This is a genomic window from Sphingobium chungbukense, from assembly GCF_001005725.1.
Lineage (GTDB): Bacteria > Pseudomonadota > Alphaproteobacteria > Sphingomonadales > Sphingomonadaceae > Sphingobium > Sphingobium chungbukense.
Window position 1 is genome coordinate 1 of sequence record NZ_LBIC01000022.1, and the last position, 14600, is coordinate 14600.

A 14600-nucleotide genomic window follows, 5' to 3' on the forward strand; every position below is an offset into this window, starting at 1 on the left:
CTTCGGTGAAACGGTCACAAAGTCCGCGCGCACATAGGCGTTGTTGGTCGATTGGAGGTACTGGCCGCTTGCGCGGTAATTCATATACCAGACGATGGCCGCGATGATGCCGGCGGCAAGCGCGGCGATGAGGACGTAGCGGACTATCGGGTAGCGCTCGAGAAGCGAGGGCTTCTTCTCAGCCTGGGTCTCCGATTGCGCATCCTGCTTAGGGTCACTGCCGTTTTCTTCAGCCCGCTCGTCAGCCACTCTACAACCCTATGATATGTAAACCGCGCCGTATCATAGTGGGCTTCGGATATTATTCCACCTGTTCTGATTGATTTTCGTATGGAGCTTAACTCCGGCAGCCCGACAGAGCGGCGAGTGTTGGGTTCGCGTTGTTCCACCCCCCAATCTTTAATGATCGAGGAAGTCACATGAACCCCACCTTTAAATGCTGAGCTTGTTAGCGTGAGCTCATCAGAGACGACAGCCTCGGGATATGGCGGCTCCCCGTAAAAAGCCCCGCCGCGCAAACCCCGCATCGATTGCGGTATTGAGGCGACGTAGTGCTGGGGCTGCGCCTGTTATTTCCCTCACCAAGCCACGAAAAGGTATGATCGAGTTGACAATCGTCTTTCCACCAGCTTCCGCCACTTTACCAAGACGATTTTCGTTACGGTCCGCTCCTACATCGTAAGCGTGGGCTGGAGCTTCCAATTACCCACATCTCGCCGCACGACTGATTCCGCTCGACTCATGGCTATTGCCTGAAGGGAGCGGCCCATGATTCATCCCCAAGCACCATTTCGCTGGAGCGGGGGTGCAAGGTGGGAAATTCTGTTTTCGATGCGGCCGGATGGGCTGATGGAGAAGTTGATCCCGGCGCCTTTCGTGATAAGCGGCTGGGCGAACGGCTTCGCACGATGCTTGAGCAGATGGCAGGTGCGATCGGCGCGCCGATTCCGATGGCTTGTCAGGACTGGGCCAATACCAAGGCGGCGTACCGCTTTTTGTCGAACGGCGCGGTCAACGAGGGTGAGATTCTCGCCGGGCATTTTCAGGCAACTCAGGCGCGTGTGGCTGCCCTTGACGGGTTCATCCTCGTTTTGCAGGACACCACCGAATTTTCCTATCAACGGCGCAATCCCGAGCGGATTGGTGCCATCGGTCTTTCACCGAGCCGGCGCGATGAATGGTCGGCTTCGGCTTCATATGGTCTGCGGCCTGCTCATGCACTCCAGCCTGGCGGTCACAACCGAGGGATTGCCACTGGGCCTGACAGCGGCGAAATTCTGGACCCGTACCAAGTTCAAGGGCACCAACGCGTTGAAGCGGCGGATCAACCCCACTCGGGTGCCGATCGAGGAGAAGGAGAGCTACCGCTGGCTCGAAAATATGCGCCAGTCGACGGCGCTGCTGGGCGACCCGGGGCGACTGGTTCACATTGGCGACCGGGAGAACGACATTTACGAGTTTTTCTGCGAAACACAGGCGCTCGGCACGCATTTCCTGGTGCGCACCTGTGTCGACCGTCTGGCCGGTGACGGTGGCCATACAATAGCCGATGAAATGAGCGAAACCACCGTGAAGGGCGTGCATCGGGTCAGCGTTGGCAAGGATGATCATGCCGACATTGAGCTACGCTATCGGCGCATCCAGGTTTTGCCGCCGATTGGAAAGCAAAAGCGCTATCCCTCCCTCAGCCTGACCATCTTGCACGCCCGTGAGTGTGGAACACCGGAGGGTCGACCCCCGATCGACTGGCGGCTCATCACCGATCTACCGGTAACAACGCCGGACGAAGCCATCGAAAAGCTCGACTGGTACGCCCAGCGTTGGAAGATTGAACTTTTCCACAAGATACTCAAATCCGGCTGCCGAGCCGAGGATGCACGGTTGCGGACCGCCGAACGCCTCGCCAACCTGATCGCCATATTCTGCATTCTGTCCTGGCGTCTGTTCTGGATGACCATGATCAACCGCACCGCTCCTGATGCATCGCCTCGGCTGGTCCTGACCGATGGTGAAATCACGCTGATCGACCGTCTTGCGGCGTACCGGAAGAACGGATCCGCAAGCAGAACCCTCGCCGATTATCTGACCCAAATCGCTCGACTCGGAGGCTATCTTGCGCGAGCCCATGATCCACCTCCCGGCAACATTGTCATCTGGAGTGTAAGCGCCGACAGAAGGTGGCGTTGACGCGGCCAGTCAGGCTTTGCGGCGTGTCCGCGGCGCCCATTTTTTCGCGAGCGCTTCCAGCCTTGCCTCGATCAGGGGGATATCGGGCTGGGCGTTGGGATCATGGTCGTCGCCGAGGGTCTCCAGCGCCTCTTCATGATATTCATGTTGGGGGTCGCCGAGCGCTTCGAGCTTTTCAGCATAGCCCCACGGGCCACCGCAGTCTTCTGGCGGCCTCATGCCTACTGCGTCGAGGATGAGCGGATATGTCAGGTCCGGCCTGGCCGGGCTGACGCGCTCGATCTTGACGCTGTGATCCCAGGCATCGCCAAAGTCGTAGAGATATTGGAAGGTCTTGCGCCTGGTATCCGCCAGAACCTGGGCGAGGGTAGCTTTACGGGCGTCGAGCGGTCCGTCGAAGCCGTATTCAGGATCGGGGATGCCGAAGCCGGTTTGCCCGAAGCTCATTTCCCACAGGTGAGAGTCCGTCCAGGAAAAGGCCGTCTGGAAGACGGTGTGCAGGCGATCGAGCCGGATATTGAGCGGGACCTCCAGCGTCCGACTGACGGTCGGTGTGACATCGTCCAGCGTAATCTTCATCCGCACCACGGTGCCGTTGCTCACGCAGCCTTCTCCAGATCGTTGGTCATCCTCGATGTCTGCCAGTTCCAGGGCAAGAAGTCATCGATCCGATTGATCGGATGGTTGCCGATGCGCTCGATGACGTCGGTAAACCAGGCCTCGGGCTCGACACCGTTGAGGCGGCATGTGCCGGCCAGCGAGTAAAAGAGCGCGGCGGCCTCTCCACCCTTCATGGAGCCGACGAACATCCAGTTCCGGCGCCCAAGAGCGACACCGCGCAGCGCGTTTTCCACCAGATTGTTGCTGATCTCGAGCCGACCATCATCGCAGTAGCGGATCATGGCCCGCCAGCGGTTGAGCGGATAGCGACAGGCACGCGCCAGATTGCTGTCGGAAGACAGGCCACGATTCTGGGTTTCGAGCCAGACGCGCAATGCCTCCAGCTTCGGCATCGCCTTGATTTGGCGGATACGTCTTCGCTCATCAGGTGGCGCACCCTTGATATCGCGCTCGATGGCGAAGAGTTCGGCGATCCGCACGACCGCCTCCGCCGCGATCGGTGACGGGCTCTTTTCCAGTATGTCGGTAAATTTCCTACGACTGTGACTCCAGCATCCAACTTCGACGATGTCCCTGGGAGCCTTGGTTTTGGGGTCGCGGTAAAGCGCGTTATAGCCCGCAAAACCATCCGCCTGGAGATACCCCTGATAGCCGGCGAGATGCTTTGCCGGATGCGCTCCGCCACGATCTGCGCTGAAGCGGAAGGCCACGGCGGGCGGGCTCATGTCGCCGCTGGAGCGATCATCGCGCAGATACACCCAGAAGTGCCCGGTTCGACTGCCGTCGCCATTGCCCAGCAGCGTGACCGACGTGTCGTCCCCATGGATTTTGGCGGCTTCCCGGATATAGGCGAACAACCGCTCGCCCAGCGGCGCCAGCAGCCACGCCAGTTTTCGCGCCCAGCGGCTCATCACATCCCGATCAATGTGAAGCCCAACGCGGCGGAAGATTACCGACTGCCGGTGCCAGGGCTGGTGATCGACAAAGCGATTGACGACGAGGTGGGCCAGCAGGGCGCTGCTCGCCATCACCTTGGGCAGCGGCAGATCGACAGCGGGCGCTTGTCGGATCTGTTCGCAGGATCGGCACGCCAGCCTGGGCCGGACATGGCGGATGACCCGGAAGCGCGCCGGGACATAGTCGAGAACCTCAGTGACGGCCTCGTCGATCTGCACTGACGGTCCATTACAACCGGCACTGCACGGGCCGGGCTGATGATCGACGGTCTGACGCGGGAAGTGTGCGGGAAGCGGAACGCGGCCGCCGGCTTTGCGGGCCGATTTCATCACGGGCGGCGCTGACACCTCATCGTTTGCCGGTTCCGGGGCTTCGACCTCCTCGAACATCAGCCGCAGCTGGGCGATATCCATTTTCTCGGAGCTGCGGCCGAACTGGACGCGCAGCAGCCGCGCGACACGATGCTCGAGCTTTTCGATCCGCAAGGTCTGGGCTTTGACGGTGGCTTGCGCCGCCGTCAGTTCGGCCCGTTCCTGCTCCATGACATCGGCCATCTCCAGCAGCATTTTCTGCAAGAGAACCGGGTCTGTGGGAAGGCGATCAAGGGCGAACCGCATGCCGCCGATAATAGCCGAAGCCCACGGTAAATCCTACATAAAATGGCGGTTTTCCTGATCTTTTTGGCTATGCGAGCCTCGGCGTGATCACCTCGTCGTGGACGATCGCCTGCTTCCAGTTCAGCCCTTCAACCAGCATCGCCATCTGGGCTGCCGACAGGCGGAGCGCGCCCTCATGAGCACGAGGCCACACGAACTTTCCGCGCTCGAGACGCTTCGCATACACGCATAGCCCGGACCCGTCCCAGACCAAGGCCTTCAACCTGTCGCCCCTTTTCCCGCGGAACAGGAAAACCGCCCCCGAGAAGGGATCAAGCTGAAGAATATTGCGCACCTGCGCCGACAGCCCATCAAATCCCTTGCGCATGTCGCACGGCGCCAGCGACAGATAGATTTTCGTCGAAGGCGGGAACGCCAGGCTCAATGATCCAGCTCCCGCAGGACATCGAGCACCTGTTTCAGGGCGGCCCGATCGACCTCGCCATCAACCAACACCGTCAGGCCGCACCGCCCGCGGACCTCGATCCGCCCTGGTTCCCCAGTTTTAGCCGACGGCGAAGACGATGCCAGTTCGACCGGCACGAAGCCTGCCATCGCTCCGCGGAGCAGCTGCTTGCGCCAGGTATAGAGCTGGCCTGTTCCAATGCTGTGCCGTCGAGCTACGGTCGATATGATCGCGCCAGGCGCCGTCGTCTCCTTCAGGATCGCCAGCTTCTCCTCGTCGCTCCAGTTCCGACGCCGCTCCAACCGTACAAGCGCTCCGCCATCACCGCGACCGCTCATACGAGGCTCGTTTGACTGCTCGATGTCCATGCTCACGCCTCCTCAAAAGCCGCGAGCTTTCCTATTCCGCTGCCGGCAGCAAGGCCGCCTTCCGTCGGCGCTTACTCTGGAGTGGATGGTCCCGACTGATGGACATCAAAATCGGTGCCGACGTCAGCCGTGTCACTTGTGGGTAATTGGAAGCGTCAGACCCCGCTTACCCTACATCGAAATCCGGTCCGAGAACATCGTCCAACTCAGCGATATTACGCTTTATCTCGTTGCAGGTGCGGGTCGATGCCCGATCATATGGGTTAGAAGAAGCGCTTAAGAGAATGGGTGGGATATCCTGCTTTACCGCTCCAACGTCTTTAGCTGGTTGGGAGGCAATAGATCGAACTGAATCCGTTCCGGTATTTTTGGATTCCTTGTGTCCCTCCTGAGCCGCGCCGGCAGACGCAAAAGTCAGTACCAAGATAGTAAAGGCAGCTGAAAATTTCGTCATATCCGTCCCTATCTACTATGATAATATTCAGATATTCCTGTACCACAGGGTAATCTCTTGTGTGATATTGGAGACGCCAGCACGATAAGCTGCAACGATGGACGTCACCGTCGCATCAGTGGCTCTTGTTCGCGATTCGAAGGACCGCACTGCCACATCACGTGCTGCCCCGCTTGTGACCTCTGCGCGCACGACAATAGTGATCAATGGGGGAGCCTTCAGTCCCTGATCAAAGGTGGCCGTGAACTGCGAAATTTCCGCCGACATGATGTCCGCCGGTTTTTGGAAGTCGCTTCGCGCAACTCGCGTTCGGGAAGACTGCTCCAGCTGGTCAATCAGAGCTAGACGGAACATCTCCGGGACGGGTTGGGACCAACGTGCTTTTGCGAGAGCAGCAACCCGCGAGTTGGCATTGGTTTCAATGCTGTCAGGCCGCAGATTATTCGGAAATGAAAGCTGGCGGACAGCAACAACCCGTGCATCGGCATCAGGCTGCCTTTGCGGGGGCTCACTGCGAAAGGAATATAGGTCCGCAGGCTTACCTCCGCCCAGAAGCCCACCAACACAGCCCGACAGCGAGACTAAGAGGAGCGCTGAAGAGATTTTTAGCAAACTTTTCACTTTGGCAGCTCCACTTCTCGCGCTTTCCCTCTTCCGAGAACAGAACGCGGATCTTGCTGTATTTGTCGGGTAAGTCGATCGAGTGACTCGGCAGCCTTTTCAAGCCCACGTAGAGCCCCCGCCACACGATTACCTTCTGGCCCCTCAAGACCTTCTGCACTCGCGTTCAACTTAGCTATAAAAGCCCGTGCATCGTTCGTCGCGCTCTTCGCATTCGCGGCCGCTTCTCGGATGTCTGCAAAGGCTTGCGTACCATCGCCCTGAATAGCGGTTCTCGCAGCCGCCGCAGCCTGCTCGATGTCACCCGACGCTGAATCAAGGCGACGGATTGCATTTTGAGCATCCGCAAACATTGCCTTTCGACTGTTAAGTTCTGCCGTCACTGATCTGATGTCAGCGAGCATGCCATCGACCTTTGCGATATTTCGGTCAGAAAGCACCCGATTGACCCGATCGAATGATTCAGAAACCTTAGCGAGGGTCTGCCCTCCCGCTTCCAGCACCGAATCCAACGACCCGGGCTTCGCCCTTATTATCGGGGGCTGCTCACGCGAAGCATCGCGAAGCAGTGGCCTTGTAGGCGAACCAGGAGTTAACTGGATAATGCTGACCCCTGTCACACCTTGGGACTCTTTTGAGGCAAATGTATCTACCCTTATGGGTGTACTCTCTTCGACCTTCACATCGATAATCACACGGCGAGAATTCGATGGATCTACACGAAGCTTCGTGATCTCCCCGACCTTGATGCCGTTAAAGTCAACTTCGCTACCTTCGGTTAGGCCGCGCACAGGTCCGTCAAAAACAACTCGATAATGGTCGAAGCCTTTACCAAATTGGTCGTTACCTAGCCAGAGAATGAAGCCGATCGCTGCCACCAGCAGACCAACTGTCAGACTACCCACCAGAGCGTAATTGGCATGCCTCTCCATTTAGTCGCCACCTGAGTTGAATCGCCGTGCTCTTCGGCTTTGAAAATAAGAGCGTGTCCATTCGTCTTCAGAATCACGCAGTTTCTCGACTGCGTCAGACGCGACGATCCTTTTGTCCGCCAGAACCGCTACTCGATCAGAAATTTGAAACAGGCTGTCCAGGTCGTGGGTGACCATGACGACAGTCAATTCCAAGGCATCACGCAGCGATACGATCAAGTCGTCAAACTCTGCAGCCGCGAGGGGATCGAGGCCTGCCGTTGGCTCATCTAAAAAAAGAAGCTTGGGATCGAGCGCTAGTGCACGTGCAACGCCAGCACGTTTTCTCATGCCGCCGGAAAGTTCTGCCGAGCGCTTATAAGCTGCATCATTAGCAAGCCCAACCAGAGAGATCTTCATCTGGGCCAATCGGCTTAGAAACTTGCCTCGAATTTCGGTATGTTCAAGAAACGGCGCTTCGACATTCTCTTGAAGCGTCAGGGACGAAAATAGCGCACCGTTTTGAAACATGACGCCCATGTTCGATGCGAGCCATTGCCGATCAGGACTATTAAAGATGTCCTGACCGTCTACTATTACCGATCCAGAAACTGGTCTCTGTAATCCCAACATCGTATTGAGCAACACGGATTTTCCGCCGCCCGAAGCGCCAACTATTCCAAGAATCTCCCCGCGATAGACGTCGAGGTCTAAATCTTCATGGATTACCGTTTTACCGAACGCTGTTTTAAGGTCGCGTACTTCGATCACCCTTTCCCGCTCGGCCATCACAGGTCCAATTTCATGAAAACGAGGGCGAAAGCTGCATCGAGGAGGATGATGGCGAACAATGCCTGAACGACTGCGGTCGTGACGTTTCTACCCAACACCTCGACGTCGCCACGGACGGCCATTCCCTGGCGGCAGCCAGTCAGTGCAATGATGATGGCCATTACAGGTGTCTTGATCAGACCAAGCCAGAAATGCTGAAGGTCCACCGTCTGCCGAAGACGCTCTACGAAAAACACTGGTGAAATATCTAAAGAAGCCCAGCTCACAAGCAGGCCACCAAGAATGCCGGCAATCATCGCTGCGACTGATAAAAGCGGGAGAGTAATGATCATCGCCAGCACGCGTGGGGTTACAAGCGCCTCCGTGAGATCGACACCCATGACCACCATTGCATCTGTTTCTTGGTTCATTCGCATAGCTCCGATTTGGGCAGCGAATGTAGACGTCGATCTGCCAGCCAGAAGAATTGCTGGTATTAGCACCCCAAACTCGCGCAACACCGATACCCCAACGAGCTGAACGGTGAAAACCGATGCCCCCAAGTTCCGCAGCAGGTTCGTGCCGACCAAAGCCACCACTGCCCCGATGAAGAATGTCATCGTCATGATGATTGGGAGCGCCTCGAGACTTCCCTGCTGCATCACGCTTACTAGCGCTCGCACGCGTAACCTGCGAGGGTTGATAACCGCTCTTCCAACGCCCACCTCAGAGCGGCCCAGGAACAGGATGTTACCATATAGTTCGCTTAGTCCTGCAACCACTTTGCGGCCTAAGCGTGTGAAAAAACCGTAAGACTTTTTGGGTTTTTCGGTCGCATGTTCCTGGATTGCGGGGGCAACGATGTCTAGGACACGCCGAAGCCGATCTGGTACATCGTTTCCTAGATCGCTGGCACCAAGCGCCTGAATAAGCGCGAACGCGCCTGCACTGTCGACCCGCCCTAATTGGCTCCAGTCGATCTGCTCGTCTGAAGCCAGCAAATGGCCATCGGTCGTTGCTCCCGCCGATTGGACCGTTGAGGCCAACCAATCGCCCGAAATTTTCGTTACGTTGTTTTCGGAATGAATGACGGGTTCAGAGAACGGCAAAATCACACCCAAAACCGTTTATGGTACGATACGGTATACTTAACGTGAGGGGATGTGCAATAGGGCAGGCTTACCGTGCTGTTCGCACACCGAGAATCGGCGTCCTTCAGGCACTGGCTGATGTGCGGGGACGGTACGGCCTAAAACTTACCTGCCGCCTTAATGGGATATCATCTCGATGGAGACACGGTCGAACAGCTTTCTGGTTCTCGCGGTGACGGGCTTGCTGCTGGGCACCTTGGTCTTTACGCTGTGGCTGTTGGAGCCTCGCAACGGGAACCGCAGGCCCTATATGATCCGCTTCTCGGGAAGCGTCGCCGGCATTGAAAAGGGATCACCGGTGACATTTTCGGGCGTGCCGGCTGGGCATGTTACATCTGTCGGATTCGACAGCCAAGACCCGTCCGTGGTTCTGGTAGCTGTCAATTTGGAACCAGAAATCCCTATCGTTACCGGCGTCAAGGCTACGATTGTCCGATCAGCATTAGGCGGAACGGCGAACATCAGTCTCGATGGCGCAACACATGATGCGCTCCCGATCGTTGCCGCAAAAGACGGGGAGTTCCCGATCATTCCTGCCAAGGAGGACGGGCTTCTTGGTGGTGGGGGAGACCCGATAGCACTTGTGGAGAAGGTAAGCCGCACCGTGGACTCCGTTTCACGCAACCTTGGTGCCGCTCAGCAGCAGCGCGCGAACGAGCGTCTTGCGGTGCTCGCGCACAACTCCGCGGGGTGGGTAGACAAGGTTGGAACGGCGTCGGAGGGACTCATCGGTGCGCGAGGGCGTATGGTTGCCTTGGGAGAGGGTTTGCAACGGTCAGGCAATCGCGCCGAAAGTCTGAGGGTCACCTTGAAAGATCGCGGTCCATCCGCTCTTGCTAAGGCGAACCGCAAATTAGGGATCGCTCGTGACTCAGCTGAAGGATTCGCTGCCCGCGCCGAGGCTCTGAGGCCCGAGATCGAGCGGGCGACCGCCCTGCAGGACCGCCTGGTCGAGACAATAGGTTCAGTAAGGAGCAAGGTAAGCGCCGTCAGGGAGACGGCCGTTCGTATCGATCAGGAGGGGCTGGGTCTAGGCTCTCCGTCCCTCCCCACATACAAGCCTGACGCAGAGCCTGGGAAATAATCTGCTTGCAACGTTTTCAAGCCGTCGGCGGAGTCCGAGCCGCGGCCACGGAGCCTACGGTCCTTGCGGCATTGCTCGTCAAAGTGCTCGGATCGCGCTATTCTCGGTCCAGGAGAAAGAGATTGAGCGATGATGAGAAGAAAAAGGCGCGGCGCCCCCGAAAGATGGGCAGACCGACCACCGAGGACGCGCTCCGCCTGACCTCGCACATCCTCAAGAGCGCTCGCCAACTGTTCTTCGAACACGGGTTCGATGGCGCCAGTGCCGACATGATCGCGGACCAAGCGCGCATCTCCAAACGAACACTGTACGCGCGCTTCGGTAGCAAGGCGCGCGTGTTCGAGGCGGTGATCCTCGACGAGATCGATACGCAGCTGCGCGCGCTCGAACCCTCCGGCAGCGACGAACCCGACATTGGAGCGCGCCTTCACGTGATTGCCGATCGCCTGCTCGAGTGGCTCCTGACGCCCCGGATCGCCTCCATGGAACGCGTCGTCATTGCGCAAGCGGTGCGTTTCCCCGCGCTCGCGGCGAACATCCACGACTTCGGTTACCAGCGGGCCGTCCAGTGGGTGGCATCGATCCTCGCCCACGCCAATGCCAAGGGAGAGCTTTCGCTGGCCGACCCCGTGTTCGCTGCCGAGCAGTTCGTCACACTCGTCGTGGTTGCCCCCATGCGCCGTGCAGCGCTGGGGTTGTCTCCGCCAGCTTATGACGAGGCGGCGCGCGATCGTATCTCGCGCGGTATCGACCTGTTCCTTGATGGCTGCCGCCCGCGAGACGGGGATGGTTGCAGCAAGTGATGCCCGCCACGGACGACGAGCCTCAGATCGGTGAGCGTGCGCGCCTCGCAGAGCTTATCCAGATCATGGGGCGCCACGGCCTGAACGGGCTCGCCTCTCGCCTGGGCCTGCTGCCCGGTCGTTCCGAGCAGCCGGTGGACGTCGGTACGCCCGAGCGGGTCGTCGCGCTGCTGCGGGACCTTGGACCCGTTGCGGTCAAGCTGGGGCAGGTGCTGGCGACCCGTGAAGACCTGCTCGGGCCGGAATGGGTGCGCGCGCTGTCGACGCTGCAGGACCGGGTGACCCCGTTGCCGTTCGAGGCGCTGGAGCCGACGATCCTGGCTGCGCTTGGCTCCCCGATCGCGGACGTGTTCGCGAGCTTCGACCGCGAGCCGATCGCCGCGGCCTCGATCGCGCAGGTTCATGCAGCCACCCTGAGCGACGGAACCGAGGTCGTGGTAAAGGTACGCCGACCGGGGATCGCGGAACGTGTCGATGCCGACCTGAGGCTGCTCCGCCGCATTGCGCGGCTCGCCGCGAGACACTCACCGGAGATCCGCCGCCTCAGGCCCGACGAGCTGCTCCGGTTCTTCGCGGAGAGCCTGTCGCAGGAAATGGACCTCAGTGCCGAAGCGGCAGCCTGCGAGAGCATCGGCGCGTTCCTGCAGCCGCTCGGCGTTCGCACGCCCGCCTTCTACTGGGATCAGGTCGGCCGCCGGATCAATGTGCAGCAGCGGCTCGACGGCATGCCCGTCCGCGCTATCCTTGATGGAGCGGGAGACTGCGGTGCGGATATCGCCGGCAGATATGCAGATGCAGTCCTGCGGATGATAATCTTCAACGGCCGGTTCCATGCGGACCCCCATCCCGGCAATGTCTTTGTCCTCGCCGATGCGTCGCTGGCGTTCATCGACTTCGGGGCGGTCGGCGTGCTCAGCCCCGCCCGACGAAACGAGGTTGTTACGCTCGTCCTTGCGATCGCCGGTGAGGACACGCGATCGGTGACGGACGTGCTGCTGCAATGGTCGGGCGAAACAGACGTCGATCGCCAGGCGCTGACCCGCGAACTCGACGCGCTGATCGGCCAGTTTCGCGGGGCGGTACTCCAGCAGATCGAGCTCGCCGACGTCTTCGGTCGCGTCTTCGCGCTGCTGCGCACCTACCGCCTGGCGCTACCACCCGATCTGGCCCTGCTGCTGCGAACCCTGCTGATCGCCGAAGGGTTCGTACGACGGCTCGATCCCGGCTTCGACATCGCGGCGCGCGCCGCACCGATCGCGCGCGAACTGCTGCGGGAGCGGATCGGCCCGGCCGGCCTCAAGCGGGGCGGACGCCGGCTGGCGACGAGCCTGGGCCGTCTCGCCGCCGCCTCGCCCGAGCTGGTGGCTTTCGCCGAGCGGGTAGCGCGGTCGGGCGCGCTGCCGATCGAATTACAGGGAGGCGCGGTTTCCCCAAATCCGACGTCGCCCTGGCGCGCCGATCCCAACATCCTGTCAGCCGGGCTGCTCGTCGCCGGCGCGATCCTTCAGCGCGACCATGATGTTGTCGGCGCAATGATGATGGCATCTGCGGTGCTGCCAGCAGCCTGGGCTTGGTTCGCAAGCAGGCAGAGGCGCTGAGGGAGTGGAACAATCCAGGACAGGTGGCGTTTTTCCGAAAAGTAAACCGGTCGGTATATATATTGCCGCCTAATTTCATCGAACAGGGGCCTATCTTTCTTGTCCGAACTATTGGAAAACCGATCGCATGTATCGACTGAGGAGTGGCCGGAATTTGGCGCCGCATTGAGCGACCTGATGCCTAGGCTGGCGAGCTATGCGCGATCGCTGGTCAGGAATTCCGATACTGCACAGGACCTTGTTCAGGAAGCCGTGCTGAAGGCCTGGCGCCACCGCGCGTCGTTTGAGCCCGGTACGAATTTGAAGGCTTGGACTGTCAATCGGCGTGCAAACGGGACCCCCTTTCGAGTATGGCACGACGGTCGAGGAATGCTCCTTGCACTGCGAGCGGCGTAGGGAGGGCGGAGCCCGACCGGAGGCGCGCGCAGCGCAAGGCATCTTAATCCCGGCGTGCCGCAGGGATCAGTTTCGGTTCTTGAAGCGCCAGCTGTCATTGCCGGTCTCGATGATGTCGCAATGATGGGTGACACGATCGAGAAGAGCGGTGGTCATCTTGGGATCGCCGAACACGGTTGGCCATTCCCCGAACGCCAGATTGGTCGTGATGATGACGCTGGTCTGCTCGTAAAGTTTGCTGACCAGATGGAACAGCAACTGCCCGCCTGAGCGGGCGAACGGCAGATAGCCAAGCTCGTCTAGGACGACGAGATCGAGCCGGGCGAGCTGGGCGGCAAGCGCGCCGCTCTTGCCGATCCGGGCTTCTTCTTCGAGGCGGGTCACCAGATCCACGGTGTTGAAGTAACGCCCCCGCGCCCCGGCGCGGACCACATTGGCGGTGATGGCGATGGCCAGATGGGTCTTGCCGGTGCCTGTGCCGCCGACCAGGACGACATTGCGCTGTGCAGGCAGGAACGCGCCGCTGTGTAGCGAACGGACCAGCGCCTCGTTGATCGGCGTCACTTCGAAGTGGAAGGCATCGAGGTCTTTCACCACCGGCAGCTTGGCGGCTGTCATTCGGTATCGGATCGAGGCTGCGCGGCGGTGGGTTGCCTCCGCGCGCAGCAGATCGGTCAGTATCTCCATCGTCGTGCGCTGCCGCTGAAGGCCGGTGGTAACGGCCTCATCGAACGCGCCAGCCATCCCCTTGAGTCCAAGCCCGCGCATCGCGTCGATCATGTCATGCCGCTGCATGGAAGTTCCTCAGTTGGTCGTAACGGGGTTCCCGTACCACTTTTGCCAAAAGTAGCGGTAAGAATAGTTGTGATAAATCAGCATGTTGCCGACACGCCGCATTGCCGCTCCGCGTAATATCAATGGGTTGTGTGGCATTCAGGTTTTCAAAGACTCTCCGCAAGAATTCCCATAGCCTTGTCTGTCGGCAAAGGAGAGCTGCCGATGGAAAGCTGGCGAGAGCAATATCTGGGCGTTGACGCGTTGCCCACTTCACTGACCCATGCGGAGATCGAGTACTTTTTCCAGCCGGCCGAGCATATGCTCCCATATGTCTCTTCGCGTCGGCGGCCTTTGACCCGCTTAGGGCGCTCCTGCACATCGGATTCCTGCGTATGACCGGCCGTCCGTTAGCCGGGTTCGAAAGAATTCCGCCCGGAATCCTCGAGTTCGTTGCCAATCATGCCGGCATTCCAGCGCCACAGATCGCAACGTTGCGTGCAATCTATCGACGCCGGAGACGCTGTTCGCGCATCAACGGCTGGCTGCCGAAGCGATCGGCTGGCGGTCTGCGGAAGACGGTGTGCTGCGAATGCTGACGGCCTTCTTGCGATGCCAAGCCGAGACACAGATCTCGAGGCCCGATTTGATACGTCAAGCGCGTCGGTGGTTGTACGATCGTTCGTATGTCTTGCCAGGGGAACGGTTGCTTGAGCGACTTGCCGCCGCGGCGCAGGATCATGTATTGGAAGGTCTGAGATCGGAGATCGAAGCTGCAGTTGGGGCCGAACTGACAGGCAGTTTGAACCGCACCGAGATTGCCGGAGGCCTTAACTCCTGAG

The 14600-nt window shown here is 59.6% G+C and carries 15 protein-coding genes and 3 pseudogenes; 7 read left to right on the top strand and 11 right to left on the bottom strand.

Features of this window, described 5'->3' with window-relative positions:
- Both YP76_RS25695 and YP76_RS28960 read right to left on the bottom strand, forming a co-directional pair.
- Window positions 1-249: pseudogene (locus YP76_RS25695) on the bottom strand (HlyD family secretion protein); the annotation flags it as partial.
- 213 nt (window positions 250-462) lie between these two features.
- Window positions 463-675: pseudogene (locus YP76_RS28960) on the bottom strand (hypothetical protein); the annotation flags it as partial.
- Window positions 676-812: 137 nt separating this feature from the next.
- Here YP76_RS28960 and YP76_RS29350 point away from each other — a divergent pair.
- Window positions 813-953: pseudogene (locus YP76_RS29350) on the top strand (transposase DNA-binding-containing protein); the annotation flags it as partial.
- A gap of 262 nt (window positions 954-1215) precedes the next feature.
- On the top strand, window positions 1216-2187 hold the full coding sequence (locus tag YP76_RS28970; RefSeq protein WP_212611297.1) for an IS4 family transposase: 972 nt from the start codon (window positions 1216-1218) through the stop codon (window positions 2185-2187).
- A gap of 9 nt (window positions 2188-2196) precedes the next feature.
- Here YP76_RS28970 and YP76_RS25705 read toward each other — a convergent pair whose 3' ends face one another.
- The 8 genes from YP76_RS25705 to YP76_RS25740 all read right to left on the bottom strand — a co-directional run bounded on the left by YP76_RS25705 (window position 2197) and on the right by YP76_RS25740 (window position 9067).
- A complete protein-coding gene (locus tag YP76_RS25705) occupies window positions 2197-2790 on the bottom strand; it encodes a plasmid pRiA4b ORF-3 family protein (RefSeq protein WP_232307734.1) in 594 nt (197 codons plus the stop codon).
- Entirely contained in the window at window positions 2787-4382 is a 1596-nt protein-coding gene (tnpC, locus tag YP76_RS27440) for an IS66 family transposase (RefSeq protein ID WP_082718743.1), read from the bottom strand. The genes YP76_RS25705 and tnpC overlap by 4 nt, the downstream gene beginning before the upstream one ends.
- A 67-nt stretch (window positions 4383-4449) precedes the next feature.
- Window positions 4450-4806, bottom strand: coding sequence for an IS66 family insertion sequence element accessory protein TnpB (gene tnpB / locus YP76_RS25715; RefSeq protein WP_226869714.1), 357 nt, complete (start codon window positions 4804-4806; stop codon window positions 4450-4452).
- Window positions 4803-5195, bottom strand: coding sequence for an IS66-like element accessory protein TnpA (tnpA, locus tag YP76_RS25720; RefSeq protein WP_082718744.1), 393 nt, complete (start codon window positions 5193-5195; stop codon window positions 4803-4805). The genes tnpB and tnpA overlap by 4 nt, the downstream gene beginning before the upstream one ends.
- Window positions 5196-5676: 481 nt before the next feature.
- On the bottom strand, window positions 5677-6270 hold the full coding sequence (locus YP76_RS27445; RefSeq protein WP_076605791.1) for an ABC-type transport auxiliary lipoprotein family protein: 594 nt from the start codon (window positions 6268-6270) through the stop codon (window positions 5677-5679).
- Window positions 6267-7202, bottom strand: a complete 936-nt coding sequence (locus YP76_RS25730) for an MlaD family protein (RefSeq protein ID WP_046766224.1) — start codon at window positions 7200-7202, stop codon at window positions 6267-6269. Before YP76_RS25730 ends, YP76_RS27445 begins: the two co-directional genes overlap by 4 nt.
- Window positions 7203-7970 carry an ABC transporter ATP-binding protein gene (locus YP76_RS25735; RefSeq protein WP_046766225.1) on the bottom strand — a complete coding sequence of 256 codons (768 nt, stop codon included), beginning with the start codon at window positions 7968-7970 and terminating at the stop codon, window positions 7203-7205.
- Window positions 7970-9067 carry an MlaE family ABC transporter permease gene (locus YP76_RS25740; RefSeq protein ID WP_046766268.1) on the bottom strand — a complete coding sequence of 366 codons (1098 nt, stop codon included), beginning with the start codon at window positions 9065-9067 and terminating at the stop codon, window positions 7970-7972. Before YP76_RS25740 ends, YP76_RS25735 begins: the two co-directional genes overlap by 1 nt.
- A gap of 172 nt (window positions 9068-9239) precedes the next feature.
- On the opposite strand from YP76_RS25740, the gene YP76_RS25745 reads away from it, so the two are divergent.
- The 4 genes from YP76_RS25745 to YP76_RS28975 all read left to right on the top strand — a co-directional run bounded on the left by YP76_RS25745 (window position 9240) and on the right by YP76_RS28975 (window position 12984).
- Window positions 9240-10187, top strand: a complete 948-nt coding sequence (locus YP76_RS25745; RefSeq protein WP_046766226.1) for an MlaD family protein — start codon at window positions 9240-9242, stop codon at window positions 10185-10187.
- Between the two features lie 122 nt (window positions 10188-10309).
- Window positions 10310-10990, top strand: a complete 681-nt coding sequence (locus YP76_RS25750; protein WP_226869715.1) for a TetR/AcrR family transcriptional regulator — start codon at window positions 10310-10312, stop codon at window positions 10988-10990.
- Window positions 10990-12588, top strand: coding sequence for an ABC1 kinase family protein (locus tag YP76_RS25755; RefSeq protein WP_046766227.1), 1599 nt, complete (start codon window positions 10990-10992; stop codon window positions 12586-12588). The genes YP76_RS25750 and YP76_RS25755 overlap by 1 nt, the downstream gene beginning before the upstream one ends.
- A gap of 177 nt (window positions 12589-12765) precedes the next feature.
- The gene (locus YP76_RS28975) at window positions 12766-12984 is read left to right on the top strand and encodes a sigma factor (protein ID WP_226869720.1); all 219 of its coding nucleotides are present in this window, start codon (window positions 12766-12768) and stop codon (window positions 12982-12984) included.
- A 66-nt stretch (window positions 12985-13050) separates the two neighbouring features.
- On the opposite strand, the gene istB is transcribed toward YP76_RS28975, so the two are convergent.
- Window positions 13051-13779, bottom strand: coding sequence for an IS21-like element helper ATPase IstB (gene istB, locus YP76_RS25760; protein WP_046766228.1), 729 nt, complete (start codon window positions 13777-13779; stop codon window positions 13051-13053).
- A gap of 364 nt (window positions 13780-14143) precedes the next feature.
- Between istB and YP76_RS29355 the strand changes: the two genes are divergently transcribed.
- The gene (locus tag YP76_RS29355; protein ID WP_082718745.1) at window positions 14144-14599 is read left to right on the top strand and encodes a DUF4158 domain-containing protein; all 456 of its coding nucleotides are present in this window, start codon (window positions 14144-14146) and stop codon (window positions 14597-14599) included.
- Window position 14600 lies beyond the last annotated feature (1 nt).